This is a genomic window from Microbulbifer salipaludis, from assembly GCF_017303155.1.
Classification (GTDB): domain Bacteria; phylum Pseudomonadota; class Gammaproteobacteria; order Pseudomonadales; family Cellvibrionaceae; genus Microbulbifer; species Microbulbifer salipaludis.
The window spans coordinates 411,075-432,454 of sequence record NZ_JAEKJR010000002.1 but is presented as its reverse complement, the minus strand read 5'-3'; the positions used below and the strand labels follow the sequence as shown (position 1 = coordinate 432,454).

Below are 21,380 nucleotides of genomic sequence, written 5' to 3'. Positions count from 1 at the left end.
CGGGGGGCGGGCCGAATTCCGGCCCTTTTAAGGTCAATTAAGGCGAATTATGGCAGCGCCGCTGTTACACCATATTGCGGCGCGTCTGCCAGGTGATCGGCCGCGCGTACTGGTCGACCTTGTCTTCCACCCCGAGCAGCATGGCAAACAGTGCCATGCGCACCAGCAAACCGTTGTCGGTCTGGCGGAAGATCGCCAGGCTCGGATGCTCATTCAGGTCCGAGTCCAGCTCGTTGGCCTCGGCGCGGGAGTCCCGCGGCAGCGGGTGCATGATGACCGTATTGGGTTCGGCGTGGCGGGTGAAAATATCCCGGTTCAGGCGAAAACGGCCACGGTAACGATCGGCCTCTTCCTGGGATTCGAAACGCTCTTCCTGGATGCGCGTGGAGTACACGATATCCACATGCTTGATTGACTGCTCCAGCTGGTCGGATACCGATACCTGATGACCGGCCTCGCGGAGTTTTTCAATCACCGCTTCCGGCATCGACAGTTCTTGCGGGGAGACAAATACCAGTTGCACGTTTTTGAACAGGCACAGCAGCTTGCACAAGGAGTGCACGGTGCGGCCGTATTTCAAATCGCCAATCATGGCGATGCGGAAATTGTCCAGGGAGCTGCCCTTGCCTTCCAGCTCCTTGCGAATGGTGTACAGGTCGAGCAGAGCCTGGGTGGGATGCTCGTTGGCACCGTCACCGCCGTTGACCACCGGCACGCGGCTGGCGGCGGCAAACTCGGCCACCGAGCCGGATTGCGGATGGCGCATACAGATCACATCGGAGTACCCGGAGAGCACCCGCGCGGTGTCGTACAGGGATTCGCCCTTGGCCAGGGCACTGGCGGAGATGCCGACGGTTTCACGCACGGTGCCGCCGAGCAGGTTGAACGCGCAGCCGAAGCTTACCCGCGTGCGGGTACTGGGCTCCAGAAACATATTGCCGAGGATGGCGCCCTCAAGTACGCGGGTGACTTTTTCCCGGCGGGCGTAGGGCACCATGGTGTCTGCCACGGCAAAGATGCGATCGATGTCGCCCCGTTCAAACTGACTGACGGAAAGGATGTTGGCACCGATAAAGTCCATTGCTGCTCCACTCTAAGCACATAGTTGCGCCGGGATCACCGGCGGCTTTAGCGGGCGGTATTCTACGCGGCGGAGTGCGCCGGGAACAGCCGCAAATTGGCTGCAGCTGCCGGTCTCCCATCCCGCCGCGCACCGCGGGGCTACTAGGCCAACAGCGCATCCCCCCAGGCTTCCAGCTGGTCCAGCAGCGCCGAGCGCTCCGGGTGCTCCGCGCGCAGCCGCGCGATCTCCTCGTAATACGCTTCCATGGTGATACTGGCCCCAAACGCCGGGTCCGTCAGCCGCTGGTAACGCCACTCTTCCCAGCGCTCGGCCTCTTGCTCATTGAGGGTTTCCGGGAAGTTTCGCGCCCGTAGGCGAAAGAGTAGTTCCGGCAGGCGCGAATCGGAAAACGCCACCGGCCCCGCCAGTGCCTCGGGGCCCCGGCTGGTGAGGGCATTGTGCAGCTGGCGACACAGATCGCGGTCGGCATCGTTCATAAAGCCGTCGTACAGCCGTGCCTCCACATCTTTGGCCGGAAAGTCGCCATCGAGGAAAACCTGGTGCAGCTTTTCGGTCAGGTCCAGCCCCTTCAGCGCCTGCCAATTGGCCTCGCAGGCGGACTTGTCGATCAGCAGTTCCCCGGCCCGCTGGTCCGACAGCATGTTGGCGGGCGCCAGCACCGGGCAGCGGTTCAAGTGGATCAGCTTCAATCCTGCGGGCAATTCGCCCTCGCCGAGCTTGTCGCGTGCGGTGTACAGGCGCTCGCGCAGGGCCTCCGGGTCCAGATCGAGGATCGGCTGTGGGTCCATAGACAGGTTGGCGCAGATGACTGCGTTGCGATTGACCGGGTGCATGGCCAGGGGCAATACGTAGGTGAGGTGACCGTGAATGGCGGGCACCTTGCCGGAAATGTGCAGCAGCGGCTTGCGGTCCCGCGGATTCAGCAGCTTGGCCACTTCCTGCTTGCGGCGCAGGTTGTACACGTAATCGTACAGCTTGGGCTGCTGTTTGCGGATCAGGCGCGCCATGTCGATGGTGGCGCGGACGTCAGAGAGCGCGTCGTGCGCGCCCTCATGGCTGATACCGTTGGCTGCGGTCAGCTCCTCCAGGCGGAAGGACGGCACGCACCGCCCATCGGCAGCTTCCCGCTCCGGCCACTGGATACCTTCGGGGCGCAGCGCGTACGTGAGCCGCACCATATCGATGATGTCCCAGCGGCTATTGCCCGAGCGCCATTCGCGCTCGTAGGGGTCCAGCAGGTTGCGGTACAGGGTGTGGCGGGTCACTTCATCGTCAAAGCGCAGGCTGTTGTAGCCCACACCGCAGGTGCCTGGCGCACCCAGCTCGTCGAGAATACGCTGGATAAAGGCAATTTCCGGCAACCCCTCAGCCAGCGCCTTCTGCGGTGCCAGCCCGGTGACCAGTGCGGCCATCGGCTGTGGCAGGCAATCACTCGCGGGCCGGGCGTAGATCATCAGCGGCTCGCCGACGATATTGAGGTCTTCATCGGTACGGATACCGGCAAACTGGGAGGGCTTGTCTGCCCCCGGGTCGACACCCCAGGTTTCGTAATCGTGCCAGTAAAGCGTGGTCCCAGACATGTCTCCCTCCCCGGCTTATTGCTCTATTCATCACTGTGCGCGCCATGTTAACCCAGTGAACAGACACCGCGCAGGTTGCAATGCCACCGCCGCCCATTAAAATCCCGCGTTCTTCTATATTGTCCAGACTCCCATTTTCCAGAATCGCCACGGGATAGCGCCCACTTATGAATATTCGCCACCAGCTCAACGACATCTTCCAGGCTGCCATGACCGCCGCCGGCATTCCCGCCGAGTGCAGTCCGGCAGTCGCCCCGGCCAAGAAAGCCGGCTTTGGCGACTACCAGGCCAATGGCGCCATGGCCGCGGCCAAGAAAGTGGGCAGCAACCCCCGCGAGCTGGCCGCCAAAATTGTCGAGCACCTGGGCGAGCAACCGATGATCGAGAAGGTCGAGATCGCCGGCCCCGGCTTCATCAACATCCACCTGAACAACGCCTGGCTGGCAGAGACCCTGGCTACGGCCCGCGCCGATGAGCGCCTCAATATTGCCAAGGTGAGCGAACCGCAAACGGCGGTGCTGGATTACTCCCACCCCAACCTGGCCAAGGAAATGCATGTGGGCCACCTGCGCACCACCATCATCGGTGACGCCCTGGCCCGTCTGCTGGAGTTCCAGGGGCATCAAGTCATCCGCCAGAACCACATGGGCGACTGGGGCACCCAGTTCGGCATGCTGCTGGCGCACCTGGCCGACCAGATTGAAAACAAGGATGCCGAAGTCGCCCTCGCCGACCTTGAAGTGTTTTACCGCGAAGCCAAGGTGCGCTTCGACGAAGAGGAAGGCTTTGCCGACCGCGCGCGGGCCTACGTGGTGAAGCTGCAGGGTGGTGACGCCGACTGCCTGAAACTCTGGCAGCGCTTTATCGATATCTCCATCAGCCACGCGGAAGAAATCTACGAAAAACTGGGCGTCACCCTGCAGCGCAAGGACGTGTACGCCGAGAGCCAGTACAACGACGACCTGCCGGTGCTGGTGAAAGACTTGCTGGACCGCGGCATTGCCGTGGAAGACCAGGGCGCGATCGTCGCCTTCCTGCCGGAAATGGCCGACAAGGAAGGCAACCCCAGTGTGGTGATCATCCAGAAACAAGGCGGCGGCTACCTCTATGCCACCACCGACCTGGCGGCCATCCGCTACCGCGCCAACGTGCTGAACGCCGACCGTATCCTGTATGTGGTGGATGCGCGCCAGTCCCTGCACCTGCAGCAGGCCTTTACCGTGGCGCGCAAGGCGGGCTATATCGCCGACACGCAGACTCTGGAGCACTGCGCCTTCGGCACCATGATGGGCGACGACGGCAAGCCGTTTAAAACCCGCACCGGCGGCACCGTAAAGCTGGCCGCCCTACTGGACGAAGCGGTAGAGCGCGCTACTGCGCTGGTAGCGGCAAAGAATTCGGAGTTGAGCGCAGAAGAACAGGCAGAGATCGGCCGCGTGGTGGGTATTGGCGCGGTGAAATACGCGGATCTGAGCAAAACCCGCACCAACGATTACGTGTTCAACTGGGACGCCATGCTGGCGTTTGAGGGCAACACCGCCCCCTACCTGCAGTACGCCTACACCCGTGTGCGCAGTATCTTCCGCCGCGCCGGCGTCGAGCCATCATCACTGACCGGTGCCATCACCCTCGGTACCGATGCCGAGCGCGCCCTGGCCATCAAACTGAACCAGTTTGGCGAGGTGCTCGACCAGGTGGCCAAGGATACGTTCCCGCATGTGCTGTGTACTTATCTGTACGAACTGGCGAGCACCTATATGGGCTTCTATGAAGCCTGTCCGGTACTCAAGGAAGGTGTCAGTGAGGAAGAAAAGCAGAGCCGCCTGCAGCTGTGTGACCTGGTGGCACGCACCCTGTCTACTGGCCTGGGACTGCTGGGGATCGAGACCCTGGAGAAGATGTAAATCTGACGGCCGAATCCGGCTGTCGGTTCAGGCGCTTTCTCTGGAGAGCGCCTGCTGCACAATCTGCTGGGCTTTGGCGAGTTCGCAATCGCGAATCAGCCACAGCTCGGAGTTCCAGTCCATCCCACCCTGAGCCAGCTCTACCCGGGTTTTCTGGGTGAGGACGGAGTAACCCGCTGACTCCAGTAAATTGCGTAAATAGCTGCCGAGAAGCTGATCGTTGGTGGTGTATATTTTGCGCGCCATTGGGGGACTGGTTAACCTTTTCCTACCGGGCTTTTGACCCAGCCTGCACGACGCTGCGGATATTCCAGCGCCTTCTTTTTCCTGCTGCCCGTTTTTTTCGCCCTGGGTACATGGGTGCGAAATTCGCGAGCAGGATCACTTTAAAGATAGACCAGAGACGCAGAGGCCGCCGCAAAACGCGAAAAAACGTTCTCTGATCTGGCGCGTTTGACAGCATCAGGCGTGGGCACCCCAGCGCAGGCGACTACCGGGGCTTGGACGTAACCAGCTCCAGTTGCGCGGGTTTTTCCCTGCCGGGAATGGTGTGATTGGGCGAGGCAACAATCGGTTCCGACAAGCCCGGCAAGTCGGCGGTGTAGAGTTGATACTTGTTTTTGCCGTGACGCTTGGCGTGGTACATCGCCATGTCGGCCTTCTGCAGAATGTCTTCCAGCGTTCCCGCGGTCTCATCGATAGCCACCACTCCCACACTCATGGTGACCTCGACCAGGCTGTCACCAATTTTTACCGGCTGCGCCACGGTATTCAGCAGTTTATCGGCCAGTGTCTGGTAAGCATGTGGGCCCTTGATGTCCCGCACAAAAACACAAAACTCATCGCCGCCGAGGCGCGCGACAATATCGCCGCAGCGCATCACGCTCAGCAAGCGCCGCGCGATCACGCTCAGCAATTCATCACCGCCCTGATGCCCCAGGGTGTCGTTGACCTGCTTGAAGTCATCCAGGTCAATAAAAAACAGATACCCCTGTTCAGGCACCGGCAGAGGCTGATGCCGGGCCAGCTCCAGATAAAACTCCAGCTGCTCCAGCAGGCTGTAGCGATTGTCCAGGCCGGTCAGACTGTCGTGCATGGCAATCTGTTCGAGCTGCGCGGTCTTGCGCCCGACCATTTCGCTCATGTCTTCCAGCTGGTCGCACACGGTCAAGCCGGTGTTGTCGAGCACATCCAGCTCATCGTATTTATCCAGTGATTTTTTCACCGGGCGGATCAAGCGGCGCGCATCAGCGAAGCGCCCGTTGGTGAGCAGGGGCAAGGCCTCCGCCAGCCGTCGCAGTCGCTCAATCGGCCCCCACAGGGTGCCTGCCACCGCGGCACTGAAAATCAGTGCGCCGAGCACAGAAAACAGCAGTAATAGTTTCACCGACTCGTCGATGTGCTCCACTTGCCCGGAGACATCTTCCACAAATACAAACTGCGCCCCGGCCTCGTCCGCATCCATGCTCATGGTACGAATATCAAACTGGCGGTTGTCCTGTTCATAAACGCGCGCCCGCCCCAGCGATTCGACCCCGGCAACCTGCTGTGAGACCCGGGTGAGCAACGGTAACAGCCGCTCCCGGGAGGTGAGTGACAACACCTCCCGCTGCCAGCCGGCGAGATACCCGTTGCCTGGCTGCGCCGGTTGCGCGTCGCGCACGGCGGACAATATGCCGATGTCCGAGCCGGTCATCTCGCGGAAGCGGCGCAGCTGCTTCGCCAGCGGTCGGTCCACCTGCAACACATAGTCGCCACCGCGCGCGCGCATGGGCACCGCAAGGCTCTGCACGCAGGTGGGCTCGCAGTGCACCAGCTCCAGAGGCTGGCCGCGCAACAGCACCAGGCTGACCTGCCCCGGGCGCAGGGTGCCGTGTGGCGACCCCCAGCTCAGCGCAGGCTTGCCGCCCGGGTCATACACCTTAAGGGAGTGCAGCTCCCAGCTGTGCTGCAGCAGCTCCCATTGCCGATTCATCGCTTTGCGCAGTTCGTCTCGGGATGAAATTCGCCCGCGTGGGCTCAGCGCGATCAGTTCCGCCAGGCGGGCCATTTCCTGCCGCGACTGCTGCAACAGACCGGAAACCTGAAACTGAAAGTTGAGATGGCGGTGCTCGCGGTTTTTCGCCAGCAGCGACTGCAGGCTGCCGCTGCCCAGCAGAATAAAGAACAGACACATTGCCACCACAAGCAGCAACGAGAACAGGCAGGCCTTGAAGCGCAGCGTATTGAGTCTGGCCGTATGCAGCACAATGAAGCCCCGAAATCCCTGGGATTGACTATGGTCACTGGTGAGTCGCCGGAGAGTGAGCAGCAATGGCCGCCGGGCTACAGCACCCCACAGGCCTGAACACTCCCTCTTGTTATGCCCCCAGTATGGCGCACACCTGTATTTTCGCCGTTGAACGCCCTGCCCCGCAGAATAAAATAACGCCAAAAGCACCAAAACAGGATATATGTCACAAATATGTACGGAATGCAGCACAGATTTGACCGGATTGCACATCAATTGCCCGCAATCACCACCATTGCTAAGATGCGCGCCGGCCGGGGCCTGCAGGCATGCCGTCTGCGCGTACCGAGACTGTCGCGCCGCCATGGCCGGATGCCGCTTGTGACCGCATCCGCTCACTGCACCGCCGACCCGATTTAAATTGGGCCCCATCGCCGGCTCACTTTGCTATTTTTTACCGGTACGCTGTTTCCACAGCAGCCTGCCGGCAGCACATTCAGTGTTTACAGGAATCCAACCATCATGACCCAGCCTTCCCTCAAGCAGTTGGAACAGCACGACGCCTTCATCCGCCGCCATATTGGCCCGGACGCCGCGCAGACCCAGGCCATGCTCGACACCCTCGGTGTCGCCACCCTGGACGAACTGATTGAAAAAACCGTTCCCGCCGCCATCCGCAAGTCCGACGACCTGGACCTGGCGGACGCCGTGGACGAGCAGGAAGCGCTGGCGGAACTGAAAGCCCTGGCGAGCCGCAACAAGATCTTCCGTACCTTTATTGGTATGGGCTACCACGACACCATCACCCCCAACGTGATCCTGCGCAACGTGCTGGAAAACCCGGGCTGGTACACCGCCTACACGCCCTACCAGCCCGAGATTGCCCAGGGCCGCCTGGAAGGCCTGCTGAACTTCCAGCAGATGATCATGGACCTCACCGGCATGGACCTGGCCAACGCCTCCATGCTGGACGAAGGCACCGCTGCAGCGGAAGCCATGGCCATGTGCAAGCGCCAGGTAAAGCGCAACAAGTCCAACACCTTCTTTGTGGATCAGGACTGCCATCCGCAGACCATTGCCGTGGTGCAGACTCGCGCTGAACACTTCGGCTTTGACGTGGTCGTCGGCAACCCGGAAACCGACCTGCCGGAAGAGCTGTTCGGCGCCCTGTTCCAGTACCCGGGTTCCACCGGCGTAGTGCGTGACCTCACCGACCTGATCGCCAAGGTGCATGCAGCCAACGCCCTGGTGACCGTGGCCGCCGATCTGATGAGCCTGGTTGCGCTGAAAGCGCCGGGCGAGATGGGCGCCGACGTGGTCGTGGGCTGTAACCAGCGCTTCGGTATCCCCATGGGCTACGGTGGCCCGCACGCCGGTTTCTTCGCTTTCCGCGAAGCCTACAAGCGCTCCGCGCCCGGCCGCATTATCGGTGTCTCGGTCGACAGCAAGGGCAAGCGCGCCCTGCGTATGGCCATGCAGACCCGCGAGCAGCACATCCGCCGCGAGAAAGCCAACTCCAACATCTGTACCTCCCAGGTACTGCTGGCGGTGATGAGCGCCTTCTACGCCATCTACCACGGCCCGGACGGTCTGAAGACCATCGCCGCGCGCATCCAGCGTCTCACCGACATTCTGGCCGCCGGCCTGCAGCAGTCTGGCTTCAACCTCACCCACGAAACCTGGTTCGATACCCTGACCGTTGCGGTGGGCGACAAGCAGGCTGCAATCTTTGACCGCGCCATCGATGCTGAGATCAACCTGCGCAAGGTGGGCAGCGACGCCCTCGGTATCAGCCTGAACGAAACCACCAAGCTGGCCGACGTTTCCGAGCTGCTGGCGGTATTCGTGGGCAGCGAACACAACCTGGACCTGGGCAAGCTCGACAGCGAACTGGCGGCCAAGGGCCCCGCTGGCGTACCCGCAGGCCTGCAGCGCTCCAGCGACTTCCTGACCCACCCGGTGTTCAACACGCACCACTCCGAAACCGAGATGCTGCGCTACCTGAAGACTCTGGAGTCCAAGGACATCGCCCTCAACCACAGCATGATCCCGCTGGGCTCCTGCACCATGAAGCTCAACGCCACCGCGGAGATGATCCCGGTGACCTGGCCGGAGTTCGGCAAGCTGCACCCGTTCGCCCCCGCCGACCAGGCCGAAGGCTATCGCGAGATGTTCACCCAGCTGGAACAGATGCTGGCTGCCTGTACCGGTTACGATGCGGTGAGCCTGCAGCCCAACGCCGGCTCCCAGGGTGAATACGCCGGTCTCGTGGCGATCAAGAAATACCTGGAAGCCAAGGGTGAAGGCCAGCGCGATATCTGCCTGATCCCGGCGTCCGCCCACGGCACCAACCCCGCGTCCGCGATGATGGTGAGCATGAAAGTGGTAGTAGTTGCCTGTGACAACAAGGGCAACGTGGACATCGCCGACCTGAAGGCGAAGGTGGAAGAGCACGGCGACCGCATCGCCGCGCTGATGGTCACCTACCCGTCCACCCACGGCGTATTCGAGGAAGGTATTCGCGAGATCTGCGAGCTGATCCACAACGCCGGTGGCCAGGTGTACATCGACGGCGCCAACATGAATGCCCTGATCGGCGTGGCCGCGCCCGGCAAGTTCGGTGGTGACGTATCCCACCTGAACCTGCACAAGACCTTCTGTATCCCCCACGGTGGCGGCGGCCCCGGCATGGGTCCGATCGCCGTGGGCGAACACCTGAAGCCGTACCTGGCGGGCCACCCGGTCACCGAAGTGCCCGGCAACGATCCAGCCAATGGCACCATTTCTGCGGCACCCTGGGGCTCTGCGAGCATCCTGCCAATCAGCTGGATGTACATCCGCATGATGGGCAAGAGCGGCATGAAGCTGGCCACCGAGACCGCGATCCTGAACGCCAACTACGTGGCCAAGAAGCTGAGTGAGCACTACCCGCTGCTGTACAAGGGCAGCAACGGTTTCATCGCCCACGAGTGCCTGATCGACCTGCGCCCGCTGAAGGAAGTGAGCGGCATCACCGAGGAAGACATCGCCAAGCGCCTGATGGACTTCGGTTTCCACGCGCCCACCATGTCCTTCCCGGTCGCCGGCACCCTGATGATCGAGCCCACCGAATCAGAAGCCCAGGAAGAGCTGGATCGCTTCGTCGAAGCCATGGCGACCATCCGCCAGGAAGCGGAAGATGTGGCCAGCGGCAAGTACACCGCGGAGGACAACCCCCTGCACAACGCGCCGCATACCCAGGACGACGTGATGGCCGACGAGTGGACCCATGCCTACAGCCGCGAAGTCGCCGGTCGCCCGGCCGCCTGGCTGAAGCACCACAAGGTGTGGCCCGCGTCCAACCGTATCGACAATGTGTACGGTGACCGCAACCTGATCTGCTCCTGCCCGCCGGTTGAGAGCTATATGGACTGATAAAAAAACCGGAGCACTGCTCCGGTTTTTTTAAGCTTCGAAAATCGTTTAGTGGCGGCAGAGCACCGGATAAGGTTTTTCGAAACCGCGGTGAATACGTCCCTGTACGCTGCGTCGGCGACATCCCTGTCGCCGACGCTTTCGAAAAACCTTATCCGGCACTCCGCCTTCTCTCCGGTGTAATTAGCTTCGATTCACAACAGCATCTACCGCTGCGCCGCATCCCGACATTCACCGCGCACTTCGCCGCCGAGCTGAGACACCACCCGATCAATCACAAAATAGCCATCGCGACAGAAGCCGGTTTCCTGCAGCTTGAGTTCCAGGGCGTGCTCGAAGTCGCGCTCCTGGCTCCGGCTTCCCCGAGAAGCCCTTGCCACCTGCTGTTGCCGTACCATGCCACTGCGCATATTCGGCGTTTCGGTGTACGGCCCGCGAATCATCGGCGCCGCCATTTCCAGGGAATAGGTAAAACGCTTGGAGCCGTTGGCGAAAATTTCGGTATGGAAAGACTCCTTCAGCCCGGGGTTCGGGGCACTGGGCGCACTGGCGCACCCTGCGAGAAAAACCACGGGCGCAATCAAGGAATAGAAGTACAGGCGGCTGAGCATCACGTTCCCTTTTTGAAAAGTTATTTGAATACCACGGTGCGGTTGCCATGAATAAAGACACGCTCTTCCAGCACAAGTTGCAGTGCGCGACTTAAAACCTGCTTTTCCACATCGCGCCCGGCGCTGGCCATGGACTCCGCCGAGTAGCCGTGGTCCACGTGGATCACATCCTGCTCGATGATCGGCCCCTCATCCAGGTCGTCGGTCACGAAGTGCGCGGTGGCCCCGATAATTTTCACCCCGCGCTCAAACGCCTGCTGGTAGGGCTTGGCACCGATGAACGCCGGCAGGAAGGAGTGGTGGATATTGATGATGCGCTTGCGGTAATGGGCAACAAACTGCGGGGTGAGCACCCGCATATACTTGGCGAGAATCAGATAGTCAGGAGCATAGCTGTCGACCAGCTGCATCACCTGCTCTTCGTGTTGCGCGCGCTCCAGGCCATCGGCCGGCACCCAGTGGAACGGGATATCAAACTTCTCCACCAGCGGCTGCAACACATTGTGGTTGCCGATAACCGCAGCAATCTCCACATCCAGCGCCCCGGAATAACACTTCATCAGGATATCGCCGAGGCAATGGGACTCCTTGGTGACCATCAGCACCAGGCGCTTGCGTCCGCTGGCCACCAGCTTGCGCTCGGCGCCGGCGGGCAGCGCCAGATCCAGGTCTTCCAACAGCGTGGCATCGTTGAAGTTGCCCTCCAGCGCGGTGCGCATGAAGAAGCGCCCCTGGGCGCGATCCACGAACTCATCGTTCTTGGTGATATTGAGCTGGTGCTTGTAACAGATGTTGGTGATCTTGGCGATCAGGCCTTTGGCGTCCGGGCAGTCCGTTAGCAGTATCTTCTTTTCCATCGGCAAAAATCAGACTAATTATTCAGAGTGCCGACTATACACTATGTGCATTCGTGCACCTGCCACGCAGGGCAATAATTGATCAATTTTTAGGGGCTTTATGGACAAGCAACTTTTCAGTGAACACCTGGCCACGCTGCGCAAGCGCTACGACGAGATCCTCGAGCAGTGCGGGTTCGAAACCCTGAATGTGTTCAGCGGCGCGCCCTCGGTGCAGTTCCTCGACGACAATTACTACCCGTTTCGCGTCAATCCCCAGTTCAAGGCCCTGGTGCCGGTCACCGACAACCCGCACAGCTGGGTCGTGTATCGCCGGGGCCAGAAGCCCAAGTTGCTGTTCTACCGCCCGGTGGATTTCTGGCACTACGTGCCGCCCGCCCCCCAGACCTTCTGGAGCGACGAATACGATATCGAGCTGCTGGCCAAACCGGACGAGGCCAAGGCGTTTTTGAGCGGGGAAGATGCGGCGTTTATCGGTGAAACCGGCAAGCTCGAAGGCTGGGACATCGGCGAGCGCAACCCGCAGCACCTGATCGACCGCCTGCACTGGGCGCGCGCCTACAAGACGCCGTATGAGTTCGCCTGCCTGCGGGAAGCCAACCGTATCGCGGTACGCGCGCACAAGGCCGCGGAAGATGCCTTCCGGGCAGGTGCCAGCGAATTTGACATCAACCTGGCCTACCTGCAGGCGGCGGGTCAGGGCGAAAACACCATGCCCTACGGCAATATTGTGGGCCTCAACGAGCACGGTGCCATCCTGCACTACACCCATCTTTCCACCGAACGGTTGCCGGAGAGCGAGCGACGCAGCTTCCTGATCGACGCCGGTGCCGACTGTAACGGCTACTGTGCCGACATTACCCGCTCGTATGCGTATCGCGATGGCGAGTTCGCGGAGCTGGTGGCGGCAATGCACGAGAAGGAGCAGGAGCTGGTGGCGGGCCTCACCCCGGGCGCTTCCTATGTGGACCTGCACCGCAGCTGCCACCACAAGGTGGGCGAGCTGCTGCAGCAGTTCGGTGTGATCAAGACCGCGCCGGACAGCGCGGTGGAATCCGGGCTCACCGGCACCTTCATGCCCCACGGCCTGGGCCATTTCCTCGGCCTGCAGGTACACGATGTGGGCGGTCACCAGACCGCGCCGGAAGGCGGCACCACCCCGCCGCCGAAGGAATTCCCGTTCCTGCGCACCACCCGTACCATCGAGGAAAACCAGGTATTTACTATCGAGCCGGGCCTGTACTTCATCGAGAGCCTGCTGGCCGACCTGAAAGAGTCGCAACTGGCGGATGAAGTGAACTGGGACAAGGTGGAAAAACTGCGTCCGTTCGGCGGCGTGCGCATCGAGGACAACCTGATTGTGCATGCCGACCGGGTGGAAAACATGACGCGGGATTGCGAAGCGGATCAGTAACGCTTTTCCGCAGGCAAAAAAAAGCCCTCGGTAAAGAGGGCTGGTATCCCGCAGGATAACCCGCGGGATACATGGTCGTCGTGACAAACGAATAGGATTCGGCGCATCCTCGCCGGGTGCGCACTAGCAGATGCGCATTACCAGGTGCGCATTTTGTGCCCTTTCAGCGCGTAAAACAGAATGAACAGGTAACAGGGTAACGCCACCCAGTAGCCTGCCTGGAAGGTGCCAGACACCTCCGAGAGTTTGCCGAAAATCAGGGGAATAATGGCGCCCCCGGCAATCCCCATGATCAGCAGCGCAGAGCCCTGCGCAGTAAAGCGACCCAGGCCGTCCAGCGCCAGCGGCCAGACCGTTGGCCACACCAACGCGTGCGCCAGCCCCATCAGCGCCACAAAAAACACCGAGTCAGGAATCACCGGAATACCCGTCCAGCCCCAGAGCGCGGACGCCAGCGCGGTACTCTCGACCGAGCTGAACAGCACCCCCAGTACACACAGGGCGCCGGCAATCGCCGAGCCGGTCAGCGCCTGCTGCTGGCTGATCCAGCGGGGAATACAGAACACGCCCAACAGGTAGCCCACCACCATAAACACCATGGTGTAAGAGGTGAGCGAAGAAAAATGTGCAACACCGGTCTCCTCGCCATACAGACCGATGGTGTCGCCGGCAATCACCTCAACACCCACGTAGGCAAACAGAGCCAGCGCCCCCAGCACCACCTGCGGGAACTGCCACACACCGGAGCGGCCATCGTCTTCACCGCCGGTGTTTTCTTCAATTTCCGGCAACCCGGAAAACTTGATCAGCCCCACCAGCAGAAACAGCAGGCCGGACATATACAGATACGGCGTGATCAGGCGATTGGCGACGGCGTCCATCATTTCCGCGCGCGCTTCACCGCTCAGCTGGGACACCGCCTGGGTATTGAAGTCGGACAACCCCGACAGCACCAGCGCGGTAAACACCAGCGGCGCCAGCACCCCGGCGCTTTTGTTGATGATGCCCATGATGGCGATGCGGGTAGCCGCACTTTCCACCGGGCCAATCTTGACCACGTACGGGTTGGACGCGGTCTGCAGAATGGTCAGGCCGGCGCCCAGCCCAAACAGCCCCAGCAGGAAAATGGCATAACTGCCGGTCTGCGCCGCCGGAATAAACACCAGTGCCGCCACCCCCATAATGCCGAGCCCCAGTGCCATACCGTTGCGATAACCGGTGCGGCGCAGGATGTACGACATGGGCAGGGCCATCACCGTATAGGCGATATAAAACACAAAAGTGACGAACAGGGCCTCAAATTCATTCAGATTGCAAAGAATCTTCAGGAATGGAATCAGCGACCCGTTCAGCCAGGTCACAAACCCGAAAATGAAAAACAGCATGCCGATGATCGCCATCGGTAACAGGCTGCTTTTACGGGCGGTCGGAACATTTTGCTGCACGGTTACGGTACTCACGTTGCCCCCAGGTAATGCAAAAAAATCCCGACTCCCTGGGGAGCCGGGCGATAAGGAGGAAGTTTAAAAGCTCGCGCTGAGCCCCAGGTTGAACAGGCGGCCATAGCGGGTCAGGTGGTTCACCTGTTCCGGACGCATGACATAGCCCCAGTTACGCTCGTTGGTAATGTTGTTCACACTCAGGCTGAGATTGAAGCTATCGGTCAGATCGTAATCCGCGCTGAAATCCAGCTGCCCGTACTCCGCATCCCAGCTGGGGCCACCCCAGGCGTCCGGGTTGGTCAGAACCTTGCCACGCCAGTTGTACGCCAGGCGCGCCTGTGCACGATCCTGCTCGTAGTACACCACCGCGTTGTACGAATTCTTGGGCATGCCGACAAAGGGCAGGCCTTCTTGGCGGCGCTCGGCATTGTCGTACTCACTATCCACATAGGTATAGTTCATCTGCACGCCCAGGCCATCGAACGGGGCGGGCAGCAGATCGCTCAGGGACTGCTGGTACGTCAGCTCAAGGCCGCGCACCATGGCGCCCTCGTCGCCGTTGAGCGCGCTGTACACCTCAAACTCGTAGCCATCAATTTCGCGCACACCGTTGCGACCGTATTCGGTGAAGGACTCGATATCCTTGAAGTACACGGTGGCGGTCAGCGCGCCGTAATCGGAGAAGTACCACTCCAGCGCCGTATCCAGCTGGTTGGCGCGCATGGGCTCCAGCCCCGGGTTGGCGGTGTGCAACTCAAACTCATTCAGGTCGATATAGCTGTAGGCCTTCAGCGAGTCGATGCTGGGGCGGGTAATCACGCGGCCGGCGCTGAGGCGATACACCAGTTCGTCGTTCAATTCCCACTTCAGGTTCATGCTGGGCAGCGCATCCAGATAGGAGTCCTGGAACTCGACCCGGTACTGGTAATCCGCCATTTTGCCCACCACCTTGATACCGGTGACGTTGTCTGGGTCGTCATCCTGCTCAAAGCGCACCGCATCCGGGTCCAATGAGTAACCGGCACTGTTCACGGAGGTTTCAATCACACGCACACCGAAGTTGGCGGTGAGCGGGCGGTCCAGTACTTCGGTTTCCAGGTCTGCCTGCAGGTACGCGGCCAGGGTGGACTCCCCCAGATCAAACGACTGGGTGGGCTGATAGGTGGCGCGCACCATGGCCGCCGCTTCCGGGCTGATGCTTTCGTAGAAGGCCATCAGCTTGTCGTAGTCGAAGCTCGCCCACGGCAGTGGGTGCTTGCCCGGCTCGCCGTCGAGGAAGTCGTCAAAGCGCGGCGGGCGCAATACGTCGGCGGGCAGACGGAAAAACTTCAGGCCATTGATAATTTCAACCGTCGACAGGTCCGGATCAAAATCCGGGTAGTGCTCAAAATAGTCGCCGCCGTTACTGAACATGGACGCATTTTCGGAAGCGAAGGTCAGCCGGGACTTGCTCTGGTCCCCGTAATTCACACCGAACTTGACCGAGCTGATCAGGTCGCCCATAGGCGCCCAGTCCGCGTCCAGGCGAATCTCGGACACCGCATCGCTGATGGTATTGCCCGAGTTATAGCTGTAGTGCGCACCGAACGGCGAGGTGTGCGACAGCGCGGGATCCATGGTGATGTCCGGCAGCAGATTGTTGCCGGAACCATCGATGCGCACCTCATCCACGAAACCGCGCGCGACCACATAGCGGTTGTCGCCGGTGTTGCGGATTTCCGATTCCGAATGCGACACATCCAGGGACACGCGGAAATCGTCGCGGATATCCCAGGCCACATTGGTGCCCACCTGATAGGTTTCGGTGTTGCGCGGTACCGAGGTATTCAGCAGCTCCACCATGGCGCCATCGGTCAGTGTCACCGCATTGACCAGGCCGTTATCGTCGAACCCCAGGTCGCCGACACTGGGCACACCCGGTGTCCACCACTCGTCGTAGGTCACGAAGGAAATCTGGTACTCCTCGCCATTGGTATCGTAGGCGGAGTAGATGGAGTCGAAGTTCACTTCGATGTCGTCGCGCGGACGCCACTGCAGCGCGAGGCTGACACCGGTGCGCTCGCGGGTATCCTGCCAGTTGCGGTACTGCACGTATCCGGGCAGCGTGGTGCCGTACTCGTTGTCGACGTCCGGATCGAACTCCCCATCGCCGTCGACGTCTTCGCGTACGGTCATCCAGTCTTCGGCGCCTTCGTTGTAGAAGCCGCTGCCGTAGTAACCATCGGTGCGCAGGGTGCGCTCGGAATACACCCCGGTCAGCAGGGCACCGAAGGTGCCATCAAAAAACGTATTGCTCACCAGAAACGACGCCTGCGGATTCATGTCCTGGGTGCGGTCTTCGTAAATCCCCTTGAGCGACCCCTGCATGACCAGCCCGGGGAAATCCATCGGGCGGCGGGTGCGGATATTGATCACCGAACCGATGCCGCCTTCCTGGGTCTGTGCCACCGGCGACTTGTAAACTTCCACCCCTTTCAACAACTCTGCTGCAATCAGGTCGTAGTTGAAATCCCGGCTACTGTGCTCGGACGCCATACGGCGACCGTTGATGGTGGTCACGTTGTAGTCGCCGCCGAGGCCGCGCACCGTGACCTTCTGCCCCTCGCCCCCGTTGCGGGTGATGGTGATACCGCTCATGCGCTGCAGGGCTTCGGCAATATTCTGGTCCGGGAACTTGCCGATGTCCTCGGCGACGATGGAATCCACCACATTCACCGCATCGCGCTTGATATCCAGGGAGTTCTTGATACTGCTGCGAATACCCGTTACTTGAACCTCTTCCACGGTTTCACTGGCGGAACCTTCAAAAACATCTTCCGCTTCCTGAGTGTCCACATCCTGCGCCATAGCCTGGGAAGCCATGACCAGTGCCCCGATTACCAGGCTGAGTGTCGTTCTTTTGTTGTCGAGCATAATCGTTTACCCAATGTCGTTTTTATAAGTCGTGGTGGTGGTTGGGCACAGCGCACAAACAGCAGGCGTACAGCGGCCCCTTCGCCTTATTGCAGGCAAATAATCGTTTCAAAATGGAGAGAGAAAGCCTTCCGTGGCGGGATGATCAGGGCGGGCAGAAAGCCCGCCCGCACATCAACTTACAATGCCCAGCGGAGCAGCGGTTTTCCACACGCCGCGGGTAAAGTCCGGGAAGTCCTTGCTGTTGCCGCGGTCTTTCACAGAGGCTTCCGACAGCGGGGTGACCACAGACCAGGCCGCCGCATCGTAAACGTCCTGATCCAGAGGCTGGCCATTGCGCAGGCAGTAGACCATGCGCCAGAACATCAGGAAGTCCATACCGCCGTGACCGCCGTTGCGCTCGGCTTCTTCGCCCATGCGGCGCCACAGCGGGTGGTCGTACTTGCCGTACCAGTAGTCCATGTCGTAGTCCCACTCGTGGTAGCTCTTGCGACCACCTTTCTCCAGGGCGATGCGGTTGGGGAAGCCGGCGAAGACGCCGTTGGTGCCCTGAATGTGGTTGTGACGGGTATAAGGGCGCGGTGTGGTGGTGTCGTGCTGGACCATGATGGTGCGGCCCTTCACGGTCTTGATCAGGCTGGTGTTGATGTCACCGGCAATGTAGTCCACCTGGTTGCGCAGGTGATCCGCCGGGAATTCGCGCTCGGCGTAAGCGGCGCGGCCGAGGGCCGGGCTGCTCATGGAGGTGAGATAGTCGAAGCGGTCGCCGCGGTTGATGTTCATGTACTGGGCAACCGGGCCCAGGCCGTGGGTGGGGTACAGGTTGGCATCGCGCATGGCGTGCCACTGGGTGCGCCAGGAGCCGGTCTTGCGGTGCACTTCCTTCATCTGCCAGCGCAGCTCGTGAATATAGGAGGCCTCGCCGTGCAGCAGGTCGCCAAACAGTCCCATGCGCACCATGTTCAATGCCATCAGCTCGTCGCGGCCGTAGCACACGTTTTCGAGCATCATGCAGTTCTTCTGGGTCTTCTCCGCGGTGTCCACCAGCTGCCAGCACTCTTCCACGGTCACCGCCGCCGGCACTTCCACCATGGCGTGCTTGCCGCTGAGCATGGTTTCCACCGACATGGGCGCGTGCCAGCGCCAGGGGGTGGAGATAATCACGATGTCGATATCGTTGTGGTCCAGCAGGTCGCGGTAAGAGTGCTCGTTCTTGCCGTAGGCGGCGGGCTTGGGCAGCCCCTTGCTGGTGACCAGGTTGACCGCGCGCTCCAGCACCAGCGGATCGGTGTCACAGATCGCCTTGATTTCGACGCCGTCGATGTTGCAGAAGTGCTTTACCGCACCCACACCGCGCTCACCAACACCAATAAAGCCCACACGTACGGTGTCCATCGGCGGTACAACCAGCCCCATGACCGACTTCTGGCCCTTGGGTGCCAGCAGGTTGTTACCGGTGGCGGCATTGGTGGCACAGCCCGCGGCAGTGGCGGCAGCGGCCGCAGTCAGGCCGGCTTTCAGAAACTTTCGACGATCGATTTGGCTCATTGATCTTATACCTCGAAACCTGCTAAACGGTGATCTCTGTGTGGAGCTGACAATAACCAAGCGAAACTGGCGCTTCAACAAAAAAACACTTCAAAAACTTTCGTTTTGGCGCCAGCAAAACTGCGCCCTGCGCCAAAATATACCCATAAGCTATTGATTTATAAACCAAAAATAGAAACGAAAGTGCGCGAAAAATAAATTTAATTTGAAAGCTTGTGAAAGTTTCGTAGAATGCACGTCTGATTTCATCAAGGACGCCCCATGACAGCCAATACCATTGAGCGTAGACACGACATCGTGCAGACGACGATTGATGCCGGCCGCGTGCAGGTGCCGGAGCTCGCCGAGAAATATGGCGTTTCCACCGTGACCATCCGCGGCGACCTCAACTATCTGCACCAGAAGGGGTTGCTGGTGCGCACCCGCGGTGGCGCCGTGGCCAGCAACCGGGTGAGCCCGGAGCTGTCTGTGCGCGAAAAGGTCACGGAGCACCTGGATATCAAGCGCCGAATCGCCGCCACCGCTGCCCGCGAAGTCCGCGAGCAGGACACCATCATCCTGGATTCCGGCACCACCACCGCGGAGATGGCCAGCGAGCTGCAACACTTCCGCCGCCTGGTGGTGATGACCAACGGCCTCAACGTGGCGCAGAAACTGGTGGATGCAGAGGGCGTGGAAGTTCTGATGACCGGTGGCTCCCTGCGCAAGAAGTCGCTGTCCTTTTATGGCCGCGCCGCGGAAGACGCCCTGCAGTGCTACCACTTCGACAAGGTATTCCTGGGCGTGGACGGCATCGACTTCCAGGGCGGCATCACCACCCATTTCGAATACGAGGCCAACCTGAACCGCCTGATGTGCAAGGTCGCCCGGCAGGTGATTGCGGTGACCGACTCCTCCAAGTTCAAGCGCTCCGGGGTGCACAAGATCTGCGACTTTTCCGACATCGACATCCTCATCACTGACCGCGGGATTCCCGAGGCATTCCATGAGGCGTTGACCGATGCTGGGGTCAGGGTCGTGATCGTCGACTGAATCGCGCCCCGGCAGGGGTCACCCTGCGGACGCCAAACACTCAGACAACAAGGATTTACCATGCTGCAAGAATTGATAAGAGCCAACCTGGGAGGGGAAGCGCGCGGGATTTACGCCATCTGCTCCGCCCACGGCCTGGTGCTTGAGGCAGCCATGGAGCAGGCACTGGCAGACGACACGCCCCTGCTCATCGAGGCCACCGCCAACCAGGTCAACCAGTTTGGCGGCTATACCGGCATGCAACCGGCAGACTTTTTCGACTACGTGGCAACCCTGGCCGAGCGCACCGGGCTGGATGCGAGCCGCATTATTCTCGGCGGAGACCACCTGGGGCCGGTGTGCTGGCAGAACGAGCCCGCCGCGGAGGCCATGGCCAAGGCGCGCGACCTGATCGACGCTTACGTCACCGCCGGCTTCAGCAAGATCCACCTGGACTGCAGCATGCCCTGCGCCGACGATGCGCTGCCACTGGCAGACGCAGTGATCGCCGAGCGCGCCGCCGACCTGTGCCGCGCCGCCGAAGACGCCGCCGCACGCTGCGGCAAATCCGGGCAGGTGGTGTACGTGATTGGCACCGAAGTGCCGCCGCCCGGCGGCGCCAAGGAAGCCATTACCGAGCTGGAAGTGACCCGGCCAGAGCACGCGCGCAATACCATCGAGCTGCACCAGCGCGCCTTTGCCGAGCGCGGCCTCGATGCTGCCTGGTCACGGGTTGTGGGCCTGGTAGTGCAGCCCGGTGTGGAGTTCGATCACACCGCCATCATCGACTACCAGCCGCACAAGGCCACCGAACTGAAAGCCCTGGCCCAGGAAACCGGCGGTATCGCGTTTGAAGCGCATTCCACCGATTACCAGACCGACGCCGCCTACCAGCAACTGGTGCGCGACCACTTCGCCATCCTGAAGGTGGGCCCGCAGCTGACCTTTGCCCTGCGCGAAGCCCTGTTCGCCCTCAGCTATATCGAAGACGAGCTGCCGGGCATTGGGGAGAAGTCCAACCTGCGCGCGGTCTGCGAAGCGCGCATGCAGGCGCAACCGGGTTACTGGCAGAGTTTCTACGAGGTGGCCCCAGACCAGCAGCCACTTTACCGACGCTATAGTTACAGTGACCGCATCCGCTACTACTGGCCGGACAACGCGGTCAATGCTGCGGTGAACACCCTGCTGGACAACCTCTCGGGCGCACCAATACCGCTGCCCCTGCTGAGCCAGTTTTTCCCCCAGGAATACCATCTGGTCCGCGAGGGCCAGCTCGAAAACGCACCGCGCGCACTGATCAAAGCGCGTATCCGCCAGGTCACCGCCGCCTATGCCAACGCCTGCTGGAAGCAGTAGTACAGGACCAATAAAG

General features: G+C 60.9%; 14 protein-coding genes. 5 read left to right on the top strand and 9 right to left on the bottom strand.

The window, feature by feature from the left end; all coding sequences use genetic code 11:
* Positions 1–64: 64 nt before the first annotated feature.
* Together JF535_RS07455 and sbcB are read right to left on the bottom strand one after the other, a co-directional pair.
* Positions 65–1,081: an aspartate carbamoyltransferase gene (locus JF535_RS07455; protein WP_066966679.1), complete on the bottom strand. Its 1,017-nt coding sequence runs from the start codon at positions 1,079–1,081 to the stop codon at positions 65–67.
* Positions 1,082–1,224: 143 nt separating this feature from the next.
* The gene (sbcB, locus tag JF535_RS07450) at positions 1,225–2,664 is read right to left on the bottom strand and encodes an exodeoxyribonuclease I (protein WP_207000828.1); all 1,440 of its coding nucleotides are present in this window, start codon (positions 2,662–2,664) and stop codon (positions 1,225–1,227) included.
* Positions 2,665–2,831: 167 nt separating this feature from the next.
* Here sbcB and argS point away from each other — a divergent pair, with 167 nt between their 5' ends.
* Positions 2,832–4,568, top strand: coding sequence for an arginine--tRNA ligase (gene argS, locus JF535_RS07445; protein WP_207000826.1), 1,737 nt, complete (start codon positions 2,832–2,834; stop codon positions 4,566–4,568).
* Positions 4,569–4,595: 27 nt separating this feature from the next.
* Here the strand turns inward: argS and JF535_RS07440 are convergent, their stop codons facing one another.
* Both JF535_RS07440 and JF535_RS07435 read right to left on the bottom strand, forming a co-directional pair.
* The gene (locus JF535_RS07440) at positions 4,596–4,814 is read right to left on the bottom strand and encodes a putative signal transducing protein (protein ID WP_207000824.1); all 219 of its coding nucleotides are present in this window, start codon (positions 4,812–4,814) and stop codon (positions 4,596–4,598) included.
* Between the two features lie 244 nt (positions 4,815–5,058).
* A complete protein-coding gene (locus JF535_RS07435; protein ID WP_207000822.1) occupies positions 5,059–6,816 on the bottom strand; it encodes a diguanylate cyclase domain-containing protein in 1,758 nt (585 codons plus the stop codon).
* Between the two features lie 504 nt (positions 6,817–7,320).
* Here JF535_RS07435 and gcvP point away from each other — a divergent pair.
* Positions 7,321–10,212 (top strand): aminomethyl-transferring glycine dehydrogenase, encoded by a 2,892-nt coding sequence (gene gcvP, locus JF535_RS07430; protein ID WP_207000814.1) that lies wholly within the window; start codon positions 7,321–7,323, stop codon positions 10,210–10,212.
* A 206-nt stretch (positions 10,213–10,418) separates the two neighbouring features.
* Here gcvP and JF535_RS07425 read toward each other — a convergent pair whose 3' ends face one another.
* Complete coding sequence (locus tag JF535_RS07425; RefSeq protein WP_207000812.1) at positions 10,419–10,823, bottom strand: hypothetical protein; 405 nt, start codon at positions 10,821–10,823, stop codon at positions 10,419–10,421.
* Positions 10,824–10,843: 20 nt separating this feature from the next.
* Positions 10,844–11,680, bottom strand: coding sequence for a formyltetrahydrofolate deformylase (gene purU / locus JF535_RS07420; protein ID WP_207000810.1), 837 nt, complete (start codon positions 11,678–11,680; stop codon positions 10,844–10,846).
* A gap of 100 nt (positions 11,681–11,780) precedes the next feature.
* On the opposite strand from purU, the gene pepQ reads away from it, so the two are divergent.
* Positions 11,781–13,094, top strand: coding sequence for a Xaa-Pro dipeptidase (gene pepQ, locus JF535_RS07415; RefSeq protein ID WP_207000808.1), 1,314 nt, complete (start codon positions 11,781–11,783; stop codon positions 13,092–13,094).
* 137 nt (positions 13,095–13,231) lie between these two features.
* Here pepQ and JF535_RS07410 read toward each other — a convergent pair whose 3' ends face one another.
* From JF535_RS07410 to JF535_RS07400, 3 genes are all read right to left on the bottom strand, one after another.
* Entirely contained in the window at positions 13,232–14,494 is a 1,263-nt protein-coding gene (locus JF535_RS07410) for a sugar MFS transporter (protein WP_207003622.1), read from the bottom strand.
* Between the two features lie 123 nt (positions 14,495–14,617).
* Positions 14,618–17,449 (bottom strand): TonB-dependent receptor, encoded by a 2,832-nt coding sequence (locus JF535_RS07405; RefSeq protein WP_207000806.1) that lies wholly within the window; start codon positions 17,447–17,449, stop codon positions 14,618–14,620.
* 174 nt (positions 17,450–17,623) lie between these two features.
* Positions 17,624–18,997 (bottom strand): Gfo/Idh/MocA family protein, encoded by a 1,374-nt coding sequence (locus tag JF535_RS07400; protein ID WP_207000805.1) that lies wholly within the window; start codon positions 18,995–18,997, stop codon positions 17,624–17,626.
* 261 nt (positions 18,998–19,258) lie between these two features.
* On the opposite strand from JF535_RS07400, the gene agaR reads away from it, so the two are divergent.
* Both agaR and JF535_RS07390 read left to right on the top strand, forming a co-directional pair.
* The gene (agaR, locus tag JF535_RS07395; RefSeq protein ID WP_207000803.1) at positions 19,259–20,029 is read left to right on the top strand and encodes a transcriptional repressor AgaR; all 771 of its coding nucleotides are present in this window, start codon (positions 19,259–19,261) and stop codon (positions 20,027–20,029) included.
* A 60-nt stretch (positions 20,030–20,089) separates the two neighbouring features.
* Positions 20,090–21,364, top strand: a complete 1,275-nt coding sequence (locus tag JF535_RS07390) for a D-tagatose-bisphosphate aldolase, class II, non-catalytic subunit (protein WP_207000801.1) — start codon at positions 20,090–20,092, stop codon at positions 21,362–21,364.
* Positions 21,365–21,380: the final 16 nt, after the last annotated feature.